Raw genomic sequence first — 19,743 nt, 5'->3', positions numbered from 1 at the left:
CCGGTCCGCCGGTGCACCGGAATGCGGGTCCCGGCCCGTCGTGCGATAACGGCATCATGAGGCAGTCGCCCACGGCCACGGCCGCAGAGATCAAGATCAGCTTTGCCGGCGGGGAAGCGCACGCGGCGTTCGACGCCCTGGAGCTCGACCGGGAGGAAGGGCGCGCCCGCGTCATCCACTTCTGGGACAGGCCGAAGAAGGCGGCCGGCGCAGGAGTCTCGCTGCCCCTGCTGGACCGGGGGCTCATCCTGCGCCTGCGCCGGGACGAGGAGGGGCCCGACTCCAAGCGGAACGCGGACCTCACCGTCAAACTGCGCCCCTGCCCCCCGCTTCCGGCCGACTGGCAGGAGGAGCGCGAGGAGGAGGACTGGGAGTTCAGGGCCGAGGAGGACAGGGCCGGACCCTCGTTCACGCCCGTCCTGTCGGCCTCGCTGGAGGCCGAGGCGGACTTCGGCGAGGCACTGGAGGCCGAGGCGGGCGGGCTCGACGGCACGCTCATCGATCCGCAGCTGGAACTGCTGGAGGCCGCCGGGACGGCGGTGGACGACCTCGACGGCCTGACGGCGCTCGGCCCGGTGCGCGCGGTCAAGTGGAAGCAGGACTGGGACGGGCTGCCCGGCTCCGTGGCGATCGAGGAGTGGACCACCGGCAACGGGCTGCGCTTCCTGGAGGTGTCGCTGCGCGCGGACCTCGGCGAGGCGGCCGGCGCCCAGGACCGGCTCGGCGAAGCCCTGGCGGAGCGGGGCCTCGCACTGCCGCAGACCGGTGAGACCAAGACCCGGGCGGTGCTGACCGCCCTCGCGCGCGACCTGCCGCCCTGACCGGGGCGGACGCCGGTCGGGGCGGGCCCGTGCAGCTCAGTGCGAGTAGGCGGCGAGCGAGATGCCGACGTAGTGGGCCACGAAGGCCGCGAGGGTCAGCGAGTGGAAGACCTCGTGGAAACCGAAGAAGCGGGGGGAGGGATTGGGGCGCTTCATCCCGTAGATCACCCCTCCCACGCTGTACAGCAGGCCGCCGACGATCACCAGCACCAGGACGGCGATGCCGCCGGTCCGCATGAAGTCGGGGAGGAAGAAGACGGCCGCCCAGCCCATGGCGATGTAGCAGGGGGTGTAGAGCCAGCGCGGGGCGCCGACCCAGAAGACGCGGAAGGCGATGCCGGCGGCGGCCGCGATCCACACCGCCCACAGCAGGGTGCGCCCGGTGGACGGCGGGAGCAGCAGCACGGTCAGCGGCGTGTACGTGCCCGCGATGATCAGGAAGATGTTGGCGTGGTCGAGCCGTCGCAGGATCGCCTCGCCGCGCGGGCCCCACGTACCGCGGTGGTAGACCGCGCTGACGCCGAAGAGCAGGCAGGCCGTGAGGATGTAGACCCCGCAGGCCACCCGCGCTTTCGTCGAGTCGGTGAAGGCCATCAGCACCAGGCCCGCGATCACCACTGCGGGGAACATTCCGGTGTGCAGCCAGCCGCGCATCAGCGGCTTGGCCTCCGGCTCTGCCGGTGCGGTGGCGGCGTCAGAAGTCATGGTCCACATGCTACCTACGGGTCCGTAGCTTTCCCTTGGTCCTCTTTACGGAAGATTGACGGACGTGGCGATGCTCACGTGAGAGGCCCTCTGGACATATGCGCACATCCACCGGATGATCAGATGAGTGCGGTCGACACCGGATGAGCGGAGCGCGAAGCGTCCGGGTCGCGGCCCCCACGGGGCACACACCAAACAAACCCCTCAACAAGGAGCAATCGTGGCGCGCGACAACGCGGCTCCCACCACTTCCGTCCCGACGACCCACGCAGGACTGATCTCCTGGGTGGACGAGATCGCTGCCCTGACCCAGCCGGACCGCGTCGTCTGGTGCGACGGTTCCGAGGCCGAGTACGAGCGCCTGTGCGAGGAGCTCGTCGCCAAGGGCACGTTCAAGAAGCTCGACGAGACCAAGCGCCCGAACTCGTACTACGCCGCCTCCGACCCGTCCGACGTCGCGCGCGTCGAGGACCGGACCTTCATCTGCTCCGAGAAGGAGGAGGACGCGGGCCCGACCAACCACTGGAAGGCCCCGGCGGAGATGAAGGACCTCTTCTCGGGAGAGAAGGGGATCTTCCGCGGCTCCATGAAGGGCCGCACGATGTACGTCGTCCCCTTCTGCATGGGCCCCCTCGGCTCCGAGCTGTCCGCGATCGGCGTCGAGATCACCGACTCCGCCTACGTCGCGGTCGCCATGCGCACCATGACCCGCATGGGCAAGCCCGTCCTCGACGAGCTCGGCACCGACGGCTTCTTCGTCAAGGCCGTGCACACCCTCGGCGCCCCCCTGGAAGAGGGCCAGGCGGACGTCCCGTGGCCGTGCAACACCACCAAGTACATCTCGCACTTCCCCGAGACCCGCGAGATCTGGTCCTTCGGATCCGGCTACGGCGGCAACGCCCTGCTCGGCAAGAAGTGCTACGCCCTGCGCATCGCGTCCGTCATGGCCCGCGACGAGGGCTGGCTCGCCGAGCACATGCTGATCCTCAAGCTCACCCCGCCCGCCGGCGAGGGCGACACGAAGTACGTCGCGGCCGCCTTCCCGTCCGCCTGCGGCAAGACCAACCTCGCCATGCTCGAGCCGACCATCCCCGGCTGGACGGTCGAGACCATCGGTGACGACATCGCCTGGATGCGCTTCGGCGAGGACGGCCGCCTCTACGCGATCAACCCCGAGGCCGGCTTCTTCGGCGTCGCCCCCGGCACCGGCGAGCACACCAACGCCAACGCCATGAAGACGATGTACGCCAACACCGTCTTCACCAACGTCGCGCTCACCGACGACGGCGACGTGTGGTGGGAGGGCATGACCGAAGAGGCGCCCGCGCACCTCATCGACTGGAAGGGCAACGACTGGACTCCGGACTCGGAGACCCCCGCCGCCCACCCCAACGCCCGCTTCGCCGTCCCGGCCTCGCAGTGCCCGACGATCGCCCCCGAGTGGGAGGACCCCAAGGGCGTCCCGATCTCCGCGATCCTCTTCGGCGGCCGCCGCGCCTCCGCCGTGCCGCTGGTCACCGAGTCCTTCGACTGGAACCACGGCGTCTTCATCGGCTCGAACATCGCCTCCGAGAAGACCGCCGCCGCCGAGGGCAAGGTCGGCGAGCTGCGCCGCGACCCGTTCGCCATGCTGCCGTTCTGCGGCTACAACATGGGCGACTACATGGCCCACTGGGTCAAGGTCGCGGCCGACAAGGACCAGACCAAGCTCCCGAAGATCTACTACGTGAACTGGTTCCGCAAGAACGACGCGGGCAAGTTCGTGTGGCCCGGCTTCGGCGAGAACAGCCGCGTCCTGAAGTGGATCGTCGGCCGCCTCGACGGCACCGCCGAGGGCGCCGAGACCCCCATCGGCATCCTGCCGACCAAGGACTCCCTCGACCTCGACGGCCTGGACCTCCCCGCCGAGGACCTGGACTTCCTCCTCACCGTCGACAAGGAGGTCTGGCGCGAGGAGGCCGCCCTGGTCCCCGAGCACCTCAACACCTACGGCGACCACACGCCGAAGGAGCTGTGGGACCAGTACCACGCGCTCGTCGAGCGCCTGGGCTGAGAGCCCGAACCCGGTAGCACCGGGCCGATGAACGTGGGAGCCCCCGACCAAGCGGCGCCCACCGCTGTGGGAGCCCCCGACCAAGCGGCGCCCATCGCAGCACCCGGCCTCCTTCAGGAGCGTTGTCCGCGCTCCTCCAGATAGGTCGTGTGCGACTGCTGACGGCCGGCCTCCGCCTCGCGGAGGTCGGCCGTCAGTCGTTCCGCCTCCGTGTGCAGCAGGTCCAGCTGCCGCTCCAGCTGAGCCTCGGGGGACTCGCCGCCCGGAGTCAGCCGCGCCCACCAGCGCGTCCGGTTGTACGTGTCCACGCACTCCGGCACGTCCCGGCGGACCGCACGCGACACCGCGTGCACCGACTCCGGATCGGCGACGAGGACCTCCGCCACCCACCCCGGATCGAGCAGGGCCTCGTAGAAGCCCATCAGCTCGGCGACCCGGTCCCCGGCCGCCTGCGGCAGCTCCACCCCGGCCAGGTACTCGCGCAGCAGCCCGAAGTCCTCACGCAGTACGTCGAGTTCCGCGTTCGGGTCGAAGGGCGGCGGCGCCGTCCGCTCGGGAGGCGCGATCAGCGCGCCCGCACCGTACAGCCCGGCCACCACCACCGGCCACCACGCGCCGGCCGCTCCGGTCAGCGCGAGGCCCACCCCGGCCACCCCGCAGGCGCTGCCGGCCAGGTTCTTCTTCGACTCCAGGAACCGGAGCAGGCTCCCGCCACTGGAGTCACTGGCGCTACTGGTAGCCACGGATCTCCTCGAACGCTCCGTTCAGCGAACCGTTGCCCTCGGTGGCGTCGAAGAGCCGCCCGCCGGTCAGTTCGGTGATGTGGGTGAGCTCCTTGCGGTCCGAGTCCCCGAAGAGCACCGCGAAGACCGGCGTGCCCTTCTGCGCCTCGGGCAGCCCCGCGTAGAAGGAGTCGAAGTGCCTGGCGTCGACCCCCTCGGTGTTCGCCCCGTCCGTCATCAGCACGATCGAGGTGAAGGCGTCCCCGCCGCCCTTGCCGATGTGCTGGTACGCCGCCTCCAGACTGCTGTAGACCGCCGTACCCCCCTCCGGCCGCAGGCCGTCGATGTCGGCACGGATGGCGTCCAGCGCGGTCTGCTGCCGGCCCGGCTCGACCACGTACGGATGGATCGACTTCACCTTCGACCCGAAGGACAGCAGGGTGACCTCCTCACGGTCCCGGAACCGGTGCCCGGTCTCCGAAGTGCCCGTGCCCGTCAGATCCGTGAGCGCCGACTTCAGCCGCCCGATCCGGTCCTCGTCGCCCATCGAACCGGACGTGTCGAGCACGTACACCGTCCGAGAAGGCCGCCGCAGCTCGTTCTCGTACGAGGCCAGCAGCCCGTCGGCGACCGGCCGCGAGCCCGGGAACGGCAGCTCGCGCCGCTTGTCCGCGCCCAGCCCGGCCGCCGGGGACACCCCGGAGGCGACCGGCCTGCGGAAGGTCTGCCCGGTGATCGCCTGCTGCGCCTCGGGCCCGCGCAGGTAGTCGGTCAGCACCCGCCCCGACTCCCGCGCCCCGGCCGGGGCCGAGGTCAGCAGCGTCAGCGGGTAGTGCGCGGTGACCACACCGTCCGACGGCCTGATCACCTGCAGGTTCGTCTTCGAGTCCCGGTTCATGGACAGCAGCACGGACTCGTAGTTGACGAGGGCGTCGACGTCCGAGCGCTTGGCGTAGGCGGAGGCCAGCCACCCGGAGGAGCCGGAGGTCAGCTTCTGCCCGGAGAAGAACTCCTTCAGCTTGGGCTGCGCCGCCTTCACGTCCGCGTCGGTCAGCGCGGCCTGCGCGCCGGACAGGGCCGAGGCCACCGAGATCAGGGCGGAGAAGCCGGAGTTGGAGCGCACCGGGTCCGTCATCCCGTACGTCAGCTTCCCGGCGGCCACGGCCTCGTGGACCTTGGACCACGTGACCTCGCCGGACTGCCAGCCGAGCCGCACCAGCGCCTCCGGCTTGACGCCGAGGGCGACGGGCGAGGACATCACCGGGGTCTCGTTGGCGAGCTTCCCGGCGGCCTCGGGGCGCAGCCGCAGGTAGTCGTTGGAGGACAGCCAGATCGCGTCGTACTTTCCGTCGGCCTTCCCGGAGGCGACCTGCTCGACGGCATCGAGCGTCCCGGACCAGGTGAGCTCCACGGTGACCCCCGTGGCCTTCTTCGCCTGCTCCAGCACGGGCTTCATGTCGGCGAGCTCACTGGAGGCCAGCACCCGCAGCGTGCCGTCCTTGTAGACCGAGGGCTTCGGCGCGTCGGGCTTGTCGGAGCTGCACCCGGAGGCGGCCACCATCCCGACGACCGCCAGCGCCGCCGCCAGCACACGCCGCCGCAGCGCTTTCAGCCTCGCCGGCGTGTGAGGCGCCCCGCGCAGCGGCCTGCCCCCCTGCTCGACGGCACTCACTGCGCACCCCCCTCGAGCGCAGAGGCGGTACGGGCCCGCGCCAAGTAGTCGGAAGCGGTCCGCAGCTCGTCCGTCAACGACTCCACCGTCGCCGCCATGCTCTCCGTCGCCTGCACCTTGAACGTGTCGATCGCATCGAGCGTCTTGTGGATCTGCGCGAAGGCCACCCGCAGGGTCTCCGCCCCCACCGCCGGGTCCGCGGCGATCCGCTGGATCTCCCCGCTCTGCGAGGACAGCATCTCCGCGTTCCCCCGGATCAGCTCCTCCGTCGTCCCCCGCAAGGCGTTGACCTGCTCGACCACCTTCTTCTGGTGGTCGAGCGCCGACGCCAGCATCACCGCGATCCGCAGCGCCGACACCGTCGTCGTCGCGGCCCGGTCGACACCCTTGATCAGTTCCTCGTTGTTGCGCCGGACCACGTCCATCGCCAGGTAGCCCTGCGCGCACACCGCGAGCTGCGTCAGCAGGTCCTGGTGCTTCTGCCGGACGGGGAACAGCACGTCCGACCGCATCGCGTCGGCCTGCGCCGGATCCGTGAGCCCGGTGTCCGCGATCCGCTGCTCGACGGCCGCGTCCAGGGCCTCGGTGAGCACCGCGTACTCCTGGAGCTTGCCCATCGTCTCCCACAGCCGGGCCCGCTCGGTGTGCAGCGCCGCGTTGTCGCGGCGCAGCTCGTCCTGGCCGCCGCGCAGGGCGCCGACGATCCGGTTGAGGGTCGCCTGCGAGGAGGCGTACTTCGCCACGTGGTCGCGGAACCGGTTGCCGCCCGGCAGCTTCGAGAGCAGCTTGCCGAACCCCTTCGCGGGAGAGTCCCGCGGATCGAGGTCCTCGACGGTGCGCCGCAGCTCGACGAGCGAGCCGGCGACCCGGGCCTGGGCGTCGCCGCCGCCGTCCGCGCCGAGCGAGCGCACGGCCCGCTCCAGCATCCGGTTGGACTGCTGGGCGGCGCTGCGGATGTCGGCCGTGCCGAGCCCGGCGATCTCGCCGATCCGCGTCGCGAACTCGGGGGAGCGGGTGTCGATCCCGGCGAGCCGGCCGACGTACTCGTCGGCGCGGCGGGCCATCTCCTCGCGTACGCCGTCCTGGAGCGGTACCAGGCCGGAGGCCTGCTCGCGGCGGACGGGGGCGACGGGCTCGGGAGCACTGAGGACGAACGTGCCGTCCTCGGGAGGCGTGAGTGTCATGTGGTGATTCCCCCTAGCCCTTGGCGCGCTGTGCCAGCGCCATCAGGATCTTGACGGTGGGCGTGCCGACCTGGCGGATGCCGGTCAGGCCCGGGTTGAGGTAGCCGGAGTGCGGGGCGGTGGCTGCGGCGAACTGGGCCGCGCCCTCCTGCGGGCGGAACCCGCGCTGCATGACCAGCTCGCGCAGCCTGGGGTCGGTGGTGAGGAGGGTGCCGAGGTCGCGGGCCTTCTCGTTCAGCGGGACGAAGGTGTGCGCCGAGTTCACGGTGGTGTCCGGGTAGAGCACGACCATCTCGCCCGGGTCCTGGTGCTGGAGCAGCATGGAGGCCACCTGGGACTCGTACGCCAGGATCAGGGGCTCGCCGCTGCCGCTGATGAAGGCGCGGAACGGCCCGTCGGTGCTGGGCTCCAGGGCGCCCTGTACGGAGATCAGTTTGCGCATCAGCGGTGCGGTGCGCTCGATCCCGGCGTCGTCCGCCACGACGGTGTTGCCGTTGGCGACGTTGGAGGCGAGGGCGAGGAAGAGGGCGCCGGAGTTGGAGGTGGCCGGGTCGGTCGTCTTGATGAACACCCGGCCGGCCAGCTCGGGGTGGGCGGCGGCGCCGGACAGCTGCTGCCAGTTGCGGTCCTCTTCGGCCGCCTTGAGGAAGGAGCCCATGAGCAGGGTCCCGGTGTTCTTGCCGGACATCTTCACGAGGCCGCCGTCGGCGAGGACCTTGGCGGCGCTGGGGCGGGCGATGACGACGAGCGGGGAGAAGAAGGGCTTGGCCTCCTGGGCTCCCTGGATCCCTGCGGCGGCCTCGACCTCCTTGGCGGGCTCACTGCTGCTGGGGAAGGCGAAGTCGAAATCCTTCAGGGCGAGCTTGTCCATCGCCCAGGAGCCCGAGGACTCCGCCTTCACGGTGTAGCCCTTGTCCGCAAGGGCCTTGACGACGTCCGGGTCGCGGAAGAAGTCGGACTTCTCCGAACCGATGACGCCACGCACGGTCTTCGTTGCCGTGGATTCCGGGTCCTGCCCCTTGAGGAGGACGACGCCTGCGACGCCGCCGATCAGGAGGAGGCCCAGGATGATTCCCAGGATGCGTCTCACGGGTGCAGCGTGCTCGCGGAAACCCACATTCCGCGTGGAGTTGAGTGAACGTCAGGTGACGGGGCGGTCCCACTTCGAAATGCTGTGTGGGCCCGGTGGTGCTGGTGGGCGGGCCGGTCGCCGAGGAGGATCGGGGCATGGCCGTGAGCGTGAGCACGAGCGCATTGAAGTGGCAGGGCTGGCTGGTGGGTCTGGTGACGCTGGCGGGCCTGCTGGTGTTCGCCCCGCTGGGCCTGTACGTGTGGGCGAGCGGCGGCGGCCAGCGGGCTGCCGTGCAGCGGCCGGCGGTGGAGGACGTACGGGTCACGGGGTGCCGTATCGATCCGGCGGGCCGGAGGGTGGCGGCGGCGGTGGAGGCGACGGGCCGCGCGGAAGGGGCGGGCGCGTACGTGGTCACGGTGGAGTTCCGCGACCGTGCCGCCGCGGAGCCGGGCGGCCGTACCGCGCAGTCCCTGGTGAAGATCCCGGGGGTCGCCCCGGGGGCGACGGAGTACGCGGAAGCCCTGGGCCCGGTCTGGCCCGCGGCCACGACCCCGTGGTGCGGTATCGCTGCCGCGGAGTTCACGGCGGCGAGGTGACGCGGCCGGGCGCCGGCGCCGTTGTCGGGGGCTCTGCCCCCGAACCCCGCTCCTCAATCGCCGGAGGGGCTGGTTTTGCCCGGGCAGCAGCCGAAACCCGGACGAGCCCCCCCGCAGGGGGCGTGGCGCCCGGTCCGGAGCCTCCGCGGCCCCGGACCGGGGCCGTCAGAGGGCGCCGGCCAGGCCCTGGGGCTCCAGCGCGGCGGCGTGCGCGTCCATCCGCTCGGCGGCGAGGATCGCGACGGTGGTGTCGGCGCGGGACGCGGCGACGAGGAGTGCGCGGGCGGCGAGGTCGTGCGCGCGCTGGTGCAGCGCCGGCGAGCCCTCGGCGGAGCCCTGCGGGGCCCGCAGGGGCTCGGCCCCGCGGAGCCGCGCCACCTGGGCGGCGATCTCCGTGCCGTTCTCGGCGAGCCCGAGCTCGTCGGTCACGGCGAGCAGCGCCGCCAGGTGCCCGGCGAGCTGGATGTCCAGCGCCTCGGCGCGGCTGCGCTGCGGGTAGTCGGCGGTGCTTTCGGCGGCGGCGCCCATGCGGTGGACGACCGACGACTTCGTGCGGATCGGCTCGTACATGAGGTGGCCTCCTGCGTTGTCAGGAGGCCATCCTACATTGGATCGGTTCTAAAATTGAGCTGAATCCTGTTGATCGCTTTCGTGCGTTCCTACGGCTGGCTGTAGCCGTCGAGGAACTTCCCGATCCGCGTCACCGCATCGGCGAGATCCACCGCGTTCGGCAGCGTCACGATCCGGAAGTGGTCGGGCTCGGGCCAGTTGAAGCCCGTACCGTGGACGACCATGATCTTCTCGGCCCGCAGCAGGTCCAGGACCATCTGCCGGTCGTCCTTGATCTTGTAGACGGACGGGTCCAGCCGCGGGAACGCGTACAGCGCGCCCTTCGGCTTCACGCACGTCACGCCCGGGATCTGGGTGAGCAGGTCGTACGCGACGTTGCGCTGCTCCAGGATCCGCCCGCCCGGCAGGATCAGGTCCTCGATCGACTGCCGGCCGCCGAGGGCGGTGGCGATGGCGTGCTGCGAGGGCATGTTCGCGCACAGGCGCATGTTCGCCAGGATCGTGAGGCCCTCGATGTACGAGGCGGCGTTCTTCTTCGGGCCGCAGACGGCCATCCAGCCGGCCCGGTAGCCCGCGACGCGGTAGTTCTTCGAGAGGCCGTTGAAGGTCAGGCACAGCAGGTCCGGCGCGATGGTGGCCGTGTTCGTGTGCGTGGCTCCGTCGTACAGGATCCGGTCGTAGATCTCGTCCGAGCAGACGACCAGGTTGTGGCGGCGGGCGATGTCCGTGAGCCCGCGCAGCATCTCGTCGTCGTAGACGGCGCCGGTCGGGTTGTTCGGGTTGATGATCACGAGCGCGCGGGTGCGGTCGGTGATCTTGCGCTCGATGTCGGCGAGGTCGGGCATCCAGTCGGACTGCTCGTCGCACCGGTAGTGCACGGCCGTGCCGCCGGCCAGCGAGACGGAGGCGGTCCACAGCGGGTAGTCCGGGGCCGGGACGAGGACCTCGTCGCCGTCGTCGAGCAGCGCCTGCATCGACATCTGGATCAGCTCGGAGACCCCGTTGCCGAGGTAGATGTCCTCGACGTCCAGCTCGATGCCCTTGGTCTGGTAGTGCTGCATGACCGCGCGGCGCGCGGAGAGCAGCCCCTTCGCGTCCCCGTACCCGTGGGCGCTGCCCAGGTTGCGGAGCATGTCCTCAAGGATCTCCGGCGGGCACTCGAAGCCGAAGGCCGCGGGGTTGCCGGTGTTGAGCTTGAGGATGCGATGACCTGCTGCTTCGAGCCGCATCGCCTCTTCGAGGACGGGTCCGCGGATCTCGTAGCAGACATTGGCGAGTTTCGTTGACTGGATCACCTGCATGACGGGAGCTTACGGGTCCTGCCGATTGCCCGCTGGGCCATTTAGGCCGAACACCAAGGAGCGATATATCCCGTTTCGCGCAATGGGCAGGCGGCGGTGCCGCCCACCCTTGGAATCCGGGGCGGACCCCCGTTCCGGCCTGCGGAATGGGAGTGTGCGTCCGGGGGAGCGGGGCGGGGTGTTGCGCTCGTCACCCTGGGGCGGGTGGATGGGGATGCGGGGCGCGGCGGGTGCGGCGCTGAGTACGGGCCGAGGGCGGGGCTGAGTACGCGCACTCATGCGCCGGACCGGGGGCGCGGCGAGGCTGGGGGCATGAATCAGAGCGTCTGGAAGCCCGCGGACCACCGCCTGGGCACCGAGGAGTGGCTCGGCACGATCGTCCTGGCCCTGGCGGGGGGACTGATCCTCGCGGGGATGGTGTTCGCGGTGTTCCTGCTGCTGCTCTTCGGCAGTGGTCACTGAGGGGCGCGGGACGGTGGAATTCACAGTCGGCGACATGGTGGTCACCACGGCCGACGCGGACGGCGACGACCGGGCGATCGAATTCCTGGTGACCTCGTCCGGCACCGCCGAGGAGGCGCACTTCGTGATCCATCGCGAACACGACCGGGGCTGGGAGGCCGCCCGCCTCACCGTCGGCCCCGAGTCCGGTGGCGTCCCGGTGGCCGCGGTGGAGTGGGCGGTGGAGTTCGCCCGCGAGTACCTCTAGACGGTGTGCGGCCTGGGTCAGACCGTGTACGTGGCCTGGGTGAAGCCCGTGCGTTGCGGTCGGGCGGGGTGGTCCTGCGCGGCGGGGTGGGTGCGGTGGCGGGGTCCGAGCCGGCCGGAATCGGAGAGGGCTTGGGGATTTCCCGCCAGTCCCATGGTCCTTCCGTGTCGGGCCGGCCTGTCAAGGGCGCTCCTCCTTCGTCGTCGCGTCGCTTCGCGACGGCCTTCGGCCGCCCTTGACAGGCCGTCCCGCCCCGGAAAGACAAGGACTGCCGGGAAACCCCCAAAAGAACGGGCCGGTCCGCAATTCCAAGGACGGCCGTGTCAGCGATGTCCGACCCCGCCTCGGCCCCCCTTGTCCTCGGGCCCTCCCAGGCCTCCATCCGGACCGGGCAGACGGCCACCCACCCCGAAACCTCGGCCACAAGAACCTCGGCCCCCGCCAGGCGCATCAAATCGCTACGCGCTCCTCGACGACGGCGTCTGCGAGCCGTCCGGGGCTGGTATCGCCCCAGATCGCTACGCGCTCCTCCTTCTCGGCGTCTGCAGCCGGTCTTGGGTCGCACATAGGCCGCCAACGACCGCTACGCCCTTCCCGACGACGGCGACTGACCGCTCGACCGGAGTGCGCGTGCTGGTGTGGTGCTCTAGCGTCGGAAGGGCGGAGGTGACCGATGCGTCGAGCCGGTCGCCCCCCGGAGTGCCTGCTCCGCGCCGCCCCCGCCCGTGGTCCGGCGCACCCGCGGATCGCGTGACCGACCGAGAGAGCAGGTGCATCCGCATGCGTCCGTCGGCTCGTATCCCCAGTGTCCTTGCAGGCCTCGTCCTTGCCGTCGGTGGCGCCGTCGTCGTCGCCCCGTCCGCCTCCGCCAACGTCCAGCAGTGCGAGCAGAGCGTCATGTCGCACGGCAAGCCGGCGACGGCCGACGTGGCCCAAGCCTGCTACGAAGGCTCCATCGGCAACCAGACCAGCTGCGTCTCGAGCCTCCAGGGAGCGGGCGTCTCCGCGAACGACGCGAACTCGGCCTGTCGCGCCTCCCGCTAGAGCCTCAACGAGCCGGACAGCGCCCATTCCGAGCCGTACTCATGTGAGGGCAGGTAGGCAGCCGAAATTCCCGGCGATATGACCCAATTCACCCCTTCCGGGCTTCAAGTGGTGGTCAGTCGCCGCCGTCGAGAAGCGCGTAGAGATCGTTGGCGGTCCATGGCCTGCCTCAGACGGCCGTCGGACGCCGTCATCGAGGAGCGCATAGCGATCTGGGGCGATATCAGCCCCGGACGGCTCGCAGACGCCGTCGTCGAGGAGCGCGTAGCGATTTGATGCGCCTGGCGGGGGCCGAGGGCCTTGTGGTCGAGGTTTCGGGGTGGGCGGCCGCCTGCCCGGTCCGGATGGCGGCCTGGGAGGGCCCGGGGAGGAGGGGGGCCGCAGCAGGGTCGGACCTCACTGATGTGGTCGTTTGTCGTCGTCTCCCCGGCCCGTTCTTTTGGGGGTTTCTCGGCAGTCCTTGTCTTTCCGTGGCGGGACGGTCTGTCAAGGGCGGCCGAAGGCCGTCGCGAAGCGACGCGACGACGAAGGAGGAGCGCCCTTGACAGGCCGTCCCGACACGGAAGGACTATGGGACTGACGGGAAAGCCCCAAGACCTCTCTGATTCCGCCAAGTAGTAGGTCCCGCCGATTGCCGGCGGGACGCCGTACGCACGGTTCCGCGCGCCTGTGGTCGCCGTTTGTGGTGGGTGGGCAAACGCCGCGCGCGGGCGGGGCACCGCTCTTCGGTCGGCTTCTCGGCGCTGCCGGCGCTTTCTCTTCCACTGGCCCGGCATCCCCCTGCCTTCGGCGGCCGGCCGCCCGGCCGCAAGGCCGTTTGATGCGCCCCTCGTTGTCAGTGGCTGCCTCTACCGTGGGGGGATGAAGCCGCTCAGGATCATCGCCGGGGATGCGACCAGTCCGCAGGCCAAGGGGCCCAAGGTCGTTGCGCATGTGTGCAACGACCTCGGGGGATGGGGGAAGGGGTTCGTGCTCGCCGTTTCGAAGCGGTGGCCCGAGCCCGAGAAGGCGTTCCGGGCGTGGCACCGGGGGCGCAGTGGGAACGACTTCGGCCTGGGGGCCGTGCAGTTGGTGCGGGTCAAGCCCGACGTGTGGGTCGCCAACATGGTCGGCCAGCGCGGAATACGGACCGGCAGCGGCGGGCCGCCGATACGTTACGACGCCGTGGAGCGGTGCCTTGCCGCACTGGCGGGGCATGCCGCCGAGCTCGGGGCCAGTGTGCACATGCCGCGCATCGGGTGTGGGCTCGCCGGCGGCACCTGGGCGCGGATCGAGCCGCTGATCAGTGATCAGTTGTGTGCGCGGGACGTGGAGGTCACCGTCTACGACCACGCCTAGCGCGGCGCGGTGTCGTCGGCCGGGAAGGCGGGGCCGTGGCCGGGGACGATCACGTCCGTGGCGGCCAGGACGCGGAGGCGGGAGGCGAGCAGTACGTCGTGGTCCGGGGCGACCGGGTCGTCGACCGGGCCGTTGGGCCGCCACCACAGGTCGCCCACGAAGGCGATGGTGCCCGCCTCCGTCCCGGCGAGGAGGGTGATGTCCTCGGGGCTGTGGCCCGGGGTGCGGATCAGGCGGAGGGACGGGCTGAGTTCGTACCCCTCCGCGTCGCGGTCGGTCCACTGGTCGGCCTCGTAGACGGCCTTGTGGTCGTGGACCCGTGCCCGGCCGAAGAGGCCCACGTTCATGGTGTTGTCCGGGTGGTGGTGGCTGAGGACGACGTCCGTGATGTCGTCGGGGCCGAGGCCGAGTTCCGCGAGCGGGCCGAGGATGCGGTCGCGGCTCGCCACCATGCCCGGGTCGACGATCACGTGCCGGTCGCCGTCGGAGACGTAGGAGACGGTGGCAGCGACTCCGGGGCCGGTGGAGAGGGTGTAGCCGGTGGTCAGGATCGTGTACGTCGCGGTGCGGCCGAGCGGTGCGTCAGTGTTGGCGCCCGTCTGCGAGGTCGTCTGCGTGTTCGTCATGTCCTCAATCCTGGCTTCGGGTAGGGCCGTTCACGAGTGGCACTGCTGCCAGTGATCGCGGGAATCGTGCCAGGCTGCCGGAGCGCCGCACGACCGGGCTGACACACTTCCCGGATGGCCCCCGTCACCCCCGCCACCCCCTTCACCACCGTCGCCGCCTACGCCCCGCCCGGGGTCGGCATGCTCGCCGTCGGGATCGTCGCCGAGGTGTTCGGTGTGCGGGGGGCGGGGCTGCCGCGGTTCGACTTCGGGTTGTGCACCGAGCGGCCCGGGTCGGTGGCCACCGATGTGGGGGTGCCCGTCGCCGTCGAGTACGGGCTGGAGCGGCTGGCCGGTGCCGATCTGGTGATCGCGCTGCCGTGGGCCGACTTCCGTACACCGCCGCCTCCCGCGGTGCTCGACGCGCTGTCGGCCGCGCACGCACGCGGTGCGCTGGTCGCGGCCCACTGCGTCGGGACGTTCGCGCTGGCCGCCGCCGGGCTGCTGGACGGGCGGCGGGCCACCACCCACTGGCGGTTCGCCGGGCTGCTGGCCGACCGGCACCCGGACGTCGCCGTCGAGGCCGAGGCCCTCTACGTCGACGAGAGGCGGATCGCCACGGGCGCGGGCGCCGCGGCGGGATTCGACCTCTGCCTGCACCTGCTGCGGCGCGAGCACGGGGCCGCGACGGCCAACGCCATCGCGCGGGACCTCGTACTCCCTTCGCACCGTGACGGCGGGCAGGCCCAGTACCTGGCCGCGCCCCTCCCGGCGGACTGCCAGGACGAGCGGCTGTCCGAGGTGCTGGCCTGGGTCCGGGAGCACCTCGACGAGCCGCTGCCCGTCGCGGAGCTGGCCCGGCGCGCCATGATGAGCAAGCGGTCCTTCGCCCGCCGGTTCGCAGCCGCCACCGGTACCACCCCGCACGCCTGGCTGCTGAACCTCCGCCTCGGCGGCGCCGAGGAGCTCTTGGAGACCACGGACCTGCCGGTGGAGGAGATCGCCCGCCGGGTCGGCTTCGGGAGTGCGGCCGTGCTGCGGGAGCAGTTCGTGCGCCGCAGGGGCGTGCCGCCGCGGGCCTACCGCCGCTCCTTCACCCGCATCCCGTAGCCGCGTCATCCGTCCGGCGTCCCGGGCACACGTCGAAGTGGCTGACCCGGCAGGTGTCCGAGGGGAGGGCGGCGCCCAGATTCACGGCGGTGCCGTCGCCCGCGATGCGCCAGCGCTGCCCGGCCGGTACGAGGTGGCAGGGCCGCTCGCCGGGCTGTACGAGGAGCCACTTGCCCCGGACCGTCCGGTGCCAGTAGGCGGCTTCGCCGCAGAGCCGGCAGACGGCGGAGCGGCCCTCCTGCGCGGCGGAAGGCGGCACCTGCTGCGGCGCCGACTGTTCTGACGGCGACGGCGACGGCTGCGGCTGCGGCTGCCGGACGACGGTCACCAGCGCGTCGGCCAGGACCTTGGCGAGGAGGAACGGGCCGTTCTCGCCGCGCTCGCGGTGTTCCTGCCTGCGGGTGTTCGTGTCCAACCGTCCCCCCTTCCCGCCCTGTTGTTAGCGGATGGGGGGCCGGTCGCGCCAGCCACGGGCCGAAGGACGACTCGAACGAGTGGCGGCGCAGCACGGAACGGCAGGCAACGGCAGGCAACGGCAGGCCACGGCAGGCAACGGCGCGGAACGCGGCCGCTCCCTAGCGTTCCAGCATCACCAGCGGGATCTCGCGGGCCGTGCGCGCCTGGTCGTCGTCGTACGCGGGCCACAGGCCGGTCATCATCTCCCAGTACGTCTCGCGCTCCTCCGGCGTGGCCGTGCGCGCCGTGGCGGTGAAGTGCGCGGCGCCGACCTGGAGGCGGACCTCGGGGTGGGCGGTGAGGTTCCGGTACCAGGCGGGATGGTCCGGGGATCCGTACCCGGCCGCCACGACGATCAGCACGCCCTCGTCGTCGCCGTAGATCAGCGGGGTCCGGGCGGTGCGGCCGGTGGTGCGGTCGAGGGTCGTGAGCAGCAGGGTGGGGACTCCGTGCCAGAGGTGTCCGTCGGTGCCCGCCGTGGTCACGTACGCACGGACGTGGTCGAGGCGCGGGCCGGGCAGCGGGTCGGCGGGGTGGTCCCAGTCGACGTCGATCGTTTGCATGTACCTGTCCTTAGGATTTCGGCCCCCGGGCAGCTAACGAGCAGAAACGATTCTGGGTGCGGTCGGTCCTTACCGCACGCCAGGCGCCGCCGCCGGACCCGTCCGAAGTGCGTTCATGGGGACCTGGCCGGAGTATGGGGCCAGGGGAAACCGTAGGAGGTACGCGATGGTCAGTGAACCCGACGAGCAGCCCACACGGTCGGACCGGCTCTTCACGGGCGGGGAACGGCCGTACGACCCCGAAGACCTCGTGATGGCGACAGGCCACGACCCGACTCCGGAGCGGGTCGAGAAGGCGCGCCGGCTCATCGAGAAGGAGGGCCCGCAGGTCATCGAGCGGTACCTGCCGTAGCCGTAGCCGTAGCCGAAGTCGCAGCCGAAGCCGCAGCCCCGGCCGCAGCAGAAGGCTCGGCCCGGCCCCGTCCCGGTGCCCCCGGCACCCGGGCACGGGGCCGCCGGGCGTCCGGCGGCCGCAGTACGCGGCAGGGCCGGCCCGGCCGGATCAGCCGGCCGGCCGGATCAGCTCGTCAGCGTCGCCGCCGCGCCCAGTGCGACCAGCAGCCCGCAGATCCCCAGGTTCACGGTCCTGTGCTCCCAGAACACCGCGACGAACTCGCGGATGGTCGCGCTGGGCCAGTAGTACTTCGCCGTCGGCGACCCCAGGACCTGCCCGTTCACCCCGGCCTTGCGGGCCAGCATCGCGGACCGGAAGGCGTGGAAGTTGTTGGTGACCACCACGCACCGGTAGTCCGGGTCGTGCGCCGTCATGATCTCCCGGCTGAACCGCATGTTCTCCTCGGTCGTCGTGGACCGGTCCTCCAGCGTGATGTGCTCCGCCGGGACACCCCGCGCGATCAGCCAGTCCGCCATCGCCCGCGCCTCGGCGACCTTCTCGTCCGAGCCCTTGCCGCCCGAGGGCAGCAGCACCGGCGGCCGGCCGCCGCGGGCCAGCTGGGCCTCGTAGATCTCCTGGCCCTTGCGCAGCCGGGAGGCGAGCAGCGGCGGCACCCGGTCCCCGCAGACCAGGCCGGCGCCGAGCATGACCACGTGGTCGACGTCGCCGCGCACCTCGATCCGCCCGTAGAGGAAGGCGTACCCGAGGAAGCAGAGGAACAGGAAGGAGACGTAGGCGACGATCACGGTGAGCGTCCCCACGATGCCCTCGAGGACGTGCGAGTCGGTCCTGCGGACGACGAGCAGCAGGACGATCATCCCGAAGATCCCGAGCCCGGCGAGCAGCGAGAGCAGGTTGGCCGGGCGGCTGCCCTCCCTGCGGATCATGGTCACGCCGTTGGTCGTCAGGAAGACGCCCAGCGCCAGGATGCCCAGCGTGGGCACGGCGAGGACGGTCAGCGCGATGGGGTACGCCATCCAGCCCGGCAGCCGGTCCAGCTGGAGGAGGAGGGCGAGCGAGAAGGATATGAAGGTCAGCCCGAAGAGCACGGCGTTGCGGAAGCGGCGGCGGTCCTCCCGTGCGCTGACGGCGAAGGCCAGGAAGAACACGGCGGCGAGGGCGAAGGCGACCATGCCGCCATCGTAAATGTCAGATATGCGTACGAGTCTCGGCCGGGCGCCGGGCGCCGGGCGCCGGGCGGCAGGCGGCGGCCCCGAGGCCCCGAGTCGTTACGGCCGGGCCCCGGCGACGCCCGTCCGCCGTACCGACCGTCCGGCCAGGACGTCCGTGCGGCGCCCGTCGCGCATGACGAAACGCCCGTCGATCAGCACGTGCGGAATGCCCGTCGGCAGCACCCGCGGGTTCTCGTACGTGGATCCGGCCGCGACCGTGTCCGGGTCGAAGAGGACGAGGTCGGCGCGGAAGCCGGTGCGGACCAGCCCCCGGTCGGGAAGCCGCAGCCGCGCCGCCGGGCGGCCCGCGAGGTGCGCCACGCACTCCTCCAGGGACAGCAGCCCCAGCTCGCGGACGTAGTGGCCGAGGTAGTGCGGGAAGGTGCCGTAGGCGCGCGGGTGCGGTTTCGCGCCCTGGAGGATGCCGTCCGAGCCGCCGGTGTGGGCGGGGTGGCGCATGATCGCGCGGACGTTCTCCTCGTGGCCCACGTGCTGGAGGATCGTCGGCGCGAGCCGGTCCCCGAGCAGCAGCCGCCGGGCGGTGTCCCAGCCGTCCACGCGCCTGCCGACGTGGGCCGCCGCCAGCGCGGGGTCGCCCACGCCCGAGATCTCGATCGTCGACCAGTCCACGGGCACCCCGTGGCAGCCGTCCGCCCCCTCCACCTCCAGCGCGTGGCGGATCCGCTCGGCCTCGGCGTCGTCGCGCAGCCGGGCCAGCACCGCCTCCGGGCCGCCCTCGTTCGCCCAGCTCGGCAACAGCGCCACGAGGGTGGTGCAGCCGGGGGTGTACGGGTAGCTGTCGAGGGTGATGTCGGCGCCCTCGGCCAGGGCCGAGTCGAGCAGGGCCAGCAGTTCGGGGGCCCGGCCCTCGTTCTCGCCGAAGTTCATGGTGGCGTGCGCGAGGTGCAGGGCGCAGCCCGCCTCCCGGGTCAGCCCGACCATCTCGGCGTAGGCGGCGAGCGCGCCGCGCCCGTACGAGCGGTGGTGCGGGCAGTAGTAGCCGCCGTACGAGGCCACCACCCGGCACAGCTCGGTCAGTTCGGCGCCGGAGGCGTACATGCCGGGGGTGTAGGTCAGCCCGGAGGACATGCCGACGGCGCCCTGCGCGAGGCCCTCGGCGACGAGCGAGCGCATCCGGTCCAGTTCCGCCGCGCCCGCCGGGCGGTCGTCCCAGCCCAGGACGTACGCGCGGACGGTGCCCTGCGGCACGAGGTAGGCGGCGTTCACGGCGCAGCCCTGCCCGTCGTGGGCCCGGTCCAGCCGGTCGAGGTACTCGCCGACCGTGCGCCAGTCGAAGTCGACGTCGTCCCCCGGCCCGTTCCAGCCCGCGATGGCGGCCCGCACCTCGCCGAGGGTGCGGTCGTCGGCGGGCGCGTACGACAGGCCGTCCTGGCCGAGGACTTCGAGGGTCACGCCCTGGGCGGCCTTCGCGCTGTGGTCCGGGTCGCGGAGCAGGGCGAGGTCGCTGTGCGCGTGCATGTCGGTGAAGCCGGGGGCGAGGGCGAGCCCGTACGCGTCGAGGGTCCTGCGGCCGCCCCCGGGGAGGGACCCGATCTCGGCGATCCGGCCCTCGTGCACGCCCACGTCGGCCGTGTACGAGGGCCCGCCCGTGCCGTCGACGATGCGGGCCCCGCGTATGACCAGGTCCACCGGAGG

22 protein-coding genes are annotated in these 19,743 nt (G+C 71.7%); 9 read left to right on the top strand and 13 right to left on the bottom strand.

Annotation, left to right across the window (positions count from 1 at the left end):
• Positions 1 to 56 precede the first annotated feature (56 nt).
• Complete coding sequence (locus tag ACIGFK_RS06310) at positions 57 to 821, top strand: hypothetical protein (protein WP_376658220.1); 765 nt, start codon at positions 57 to 59, stop codon at positions 819 to 821.
• A 36-nt stretch (positions 822 to 857) separates the two neighbouring features.
• Here ACIGFK_RS06310 and ACIGFK_RS06305 read toward each other — a convergent pair whose 3' ends face one another.
• Positions 858 to 1,535, bottom strand: a complete 678-nt coding sequence (locus tag ACIGFK_RS06305) for a hemolysin III family protein (RefSeq protein WP_376658219.1) — start codon at positions 1,533 to 1,535, stop codon at positions 858 to 860.
• A 211-nt stretch (positions 1,536 to 1,746) separates the two neighbouring features.
• Between ACIGFK_RS06305 and ACIGFK_RS06300 the strand changes: the two genes are divergently transcribed.
• Entirely contained in the window at positions 1,747 to 3,579 is a 1,833-nt protein-coding gene (locus tag ACIGFK_RS06300) for a phosphoenolpyruvate carboxykinase (GTP) (RefSeq protein ID WP_376658218.1), read from the top strand.
• A gap of 113 nt (positions 3,580 to 3,692) precedes the next feature.
• Here the strand turns inward: ACIGFK_RS06300 and ACIGFK_RS06295 are convergent, their stop codons facing one another.
• The 4 genes from ACIGFK_RS06295 to ACIGFK_RS06280 form a co-directional block, all read right to left on the bottom strand.
• Complete coding sequence (locus tag ACIGFK_RS06295; protein ID WP_376658217.1) at positions 3,693 to 4,322, bottom strand: hypothetical protein; 630 nt, start codon at positions 4,320 to 4,322, stop codon at positions 3,693 to 3,695.
• Positions 4,309 to 5,862 (bottom strand): substrate-binding domain-containing protein, encoded by a 1,554-nt coding sequence (locus tag ACIGFK_RS06290; RefSeq protein ID WP_400050841.1) that lies wholly within the window; start codon positions 5,860 to 5,862, stop codon positions 4,309 to 4,311. The genes ACIGFK_RS06295 and ACIGFK_RS06290 overlap by 14 nt, the downstream gene beginning before the upstream one ends.
• 107 nt (positions 5,863 to 5,969) lie before the next feature.
• Entirely contained in the window at positions 5,970 to 7,157 is a 1,188-nt protein-coding gene (locus tag ACIGFK_RS06285) for a toxic anion resistance protein (protein ID WP_400050753.1), read from the bottom strand.
• Positions 7,158 to 7,170: 13 nt separating this feature from the next.
• The gene (locus ACIGFK_RS06280) at positions 7,171 to 8,247 is read right to left on the bottom strand and encodes a substrate-binding domain-containing protein (protein ID WP_376658215.1); all 1,077 of its coding nucleotides are present in this window, start codon (positions 8,245 to 8,247) and stop codon (positions 7,171 to 7,173) included.
• Positions 8,248 to 8,384: 137 nt separating this feature from the next.
• Here ACIGFK_RS06280 and ACIGFK_RS06275 point away from each other — a divergent pair, with 137 nt between their 5' ends.
• Positions 8,385 to 8,825: a hypothetical protein gene (locus ACIGFK_RS06275; RefSeq protein ID WP_386472701.1), complete on the top strand. Its 441-nt coding sequence runs from the start codon at positions 8,385 to 8,387 to the stop codon at positions 8,823 to 8,825.
• 165 nt (positions 8,826 to 8,990) lie between these two features.
• On the opposite strand, the gene ACIGFK_RS06270 is transcribed toward ACIGFK_RS06275, so the two are convergent.
• Positions 8,991 to 9,395 (bottom strand): hypothetical protein, encoded by a 405-nt coding sequence (locus ACIGFK_RS06270; protein WP_376658213.1) that lies wholly within the window; start codon positions 9,393 to 9,395, stop codon positions 8,991 to 8,993.
• An 89-nt stretch (positions 9,396 to 9,484) separates the two neighbouring features.
• A complete protein-coding gene (locus ACIGFK_RS06265; protein ID WP_376658212.1) occupies positions 9,485 to 10,696 on the bottom strand; it encodes a pyridoxal phosphate-dependent aminotransferase in 1,212 nt (403 codons plus the stop codon).
• A 312-nt stretch (positions 10,697 to 11,008) separates the two neighbouring features.
• Between ACIGFK_RS06265 and ACIGFK_RS06260 the strand changes: the two genes are divergently transcribed.
• Both ACIGFK_RS06260 and ACIGFK_RS06255 read left to right on the top strand, forming a co-directional pair.
• Complete coding sequence (locus ACIGFK_RS06260) at positions 11,009 to 11,158, top strand: hypothetical protein (RefSeq protein WP_386472708.1); 150 nt, start codon at positions 11,009 to 11,011, stop codon at positions 11,156 to 11,158.
• A 13-nt stretch (positions 11,159 to 11,171) separates the two neighbouring features.
• The gene (locus tag ACIGFK_RS06255) at positions 11,172 to 11,405 is read left to right on the top strand and encodes a hypothetical protein (RefSeq protein ID WP_376658210.1); all 234 of its coding nucleotides are present in this window, start codon (positions 11,172 to 11,174) and stop codon (positions 11,403 to 11,405) included.
• 17 nt (positions 11,406 to 11,422) lie between these two features.
• Here the strand turns inward: ACIGFK_RS06255 and ACIGFK_RS06250 are convergent, their stop codons facing one another.
• Positions 11,423 to 11,560 carry a hypothetical protein gene (locus tag ACIGFK_RS06250; RefSeq protein WP_400050749.1) on the bottom strand — a complete coding sequence of 46 codons (138 nt, stop codon included), beginning with the start codon at positions 11,558 to 11,560 and terminating at the stop codon, positions 11,423 to 11,425.
• 625 nt (positions 11,561 to 12,185) lie between these two features.
• Between ACIGFK_RS06250 and ACIGFK_RS06245 the strand changes: the two genes are divergently transcribed.
• Together ACIGFK_RS06245 and ACIGFK_RS06240 are read left to right on the top strand one after the other, a co-directional pair.
• Positions 12,186 to 12,449: a hypothetical protein gene (locus tag ACIGFK_RS06245; protein ID WP_376662534.1), complete on the top strand. Its 264-nt coding sequence runs from the start codon at positions 12,186 to 12,188 to the stop codon at positions 12,447 to 12,449.
• A gap of 861 nt (positions 12,450 to 13,310) precedes the next feature.
• A complete protein-coding gene (locus tag ACIGFK_RS06240; protein ID WP_400050747.1) occupies positions 13,311 to 13,787 on the top strand; it encodes a macro domain-containing protein in 477 nt (158 codons plus the stop codon).
• On the opposite strand, the gene ACIGFK_RS06235 is transcribed toward ACIGFK_RS06240, so the two are convergent.
• Positions 13,784 to 14,413, bottom strand: coding sequence for an MBL fold metallo-hydrolase (locus ACIGFK_RS06235; protein WP_376657493.1), 630 nt, complete (start codon positions 14,411 to 14,413; stop codon positions 13,784 to 13,786). The two genes, ACIGFK_RS06240 and ACIGFK_RS06235, sit on opposite strands and share 4 nt — an antisense overlap.
• Before the next feature lie 180 nt (positions 14,414 to 14,593).
• Between ACIGFK_RS06235 and ACIGFK_RS06230 the strand changes: the two genes are divergently transcribed.
• A complete protein-coding gene (locus ACIGFK_RS06230; protein ID WP_400050840.1) occupies positions 14,594 to 15,502 on the top strand; it encodes a GlxA family transcriptional regulator in 909 nt (302 codons plus the stop codon).
• Here the strand turns inward: ACIGFK_RS06230 and ACIGFK_RS06225 are convergent.
• Positions 15,486 to 15,917, bottom strand: coding sequence for a DUF6083 domain-containing protein (locus ACIGFK_RS06225; RefSeq protein WP_386469515.1), 432 nt, complete (start codon positions 15,915 to 15,917; stop codon positions 15,486 to 15,488). The two genes, ACIGFK_RS06230 and ACIGFK_RS06225, sit on opposite strands and share 17 nt — an antisense overlap.
• A 160-nt stretch (positions 15,918 to 16,077) precedes the next feature.
• The gene (locus ACIGFK_RS06220; RefSeq protein WP_376657495.1) at positions 16,078 to 16,521 is read right to left on the bottom strand and encodes a nitroreductase/quinone reductase family protein; all 444 of its coding nucleotides are present in this window, start codon (positions 16,519 to 16,521) and stop codon (positions 16,078 to 16,080) included.
• A 166-nt stretch (positions 16,522 to 16,687) separates the two neighbouring features.
• Here ACIGFK_RS06220 and ACIGFK_RS06215 point away from each other — a divergent pair, with 166 nt between their 5' ends.
• Entirely contained in the window at positions 16,688 to 16,873 is a 186-nt protein-coding gene (locus ACIGFK_RS06215; protein ID WP_376657496.1) for a hypothetical protein, read from the top strand.
• A gap of 167 nt (positions 16,874 to 17,040) precedes the next feature.
• On the opposite strand, the gene ACIGFK_RS06210 is transcribed toward ACIGFK_RS06215, so the two are convergent.
• Positions 17,041 to 18,048, bottom strand: coding sequence for a YdcF family protein (locus ACIGFK_RS06210; RefSeq protein ID WP_386469510.1), 1,008 nt, complete (start codon positions 18,046 to 18,048; stop codon positions 17,041 to 17,043).
• A gap of 96 nt (positions 18,049 to 18,144) precedes the next feature.
• Positions 18,145 to 19,737 (bottom strand): amidohydrolase family protein, encoded by a 1,593-nt coding sequence (locus tag ACIGFK_RS06205; RefSeq protein WP_386469507.1) that lies wholly within the window; start codon positions 19,735 to 19,737, stop codon positions 18,145 to 18,147.
• Positions 19,738 to 19,743: the final 6 nt, after the last annotated feature.

This window comes from Streptomyces sp. NPDC085524 (assembly GCF_044541755.1).
Lineage (GTDB): Bacteria > Actinomycetota > Actinomycetes > Streptomycetales > Streptomycetaceae > Streptomyces.
Note: the sequence above shows the minus strand (reverse complement) of the source record. Positions and strands in the feature narration are given on the sequence as shown.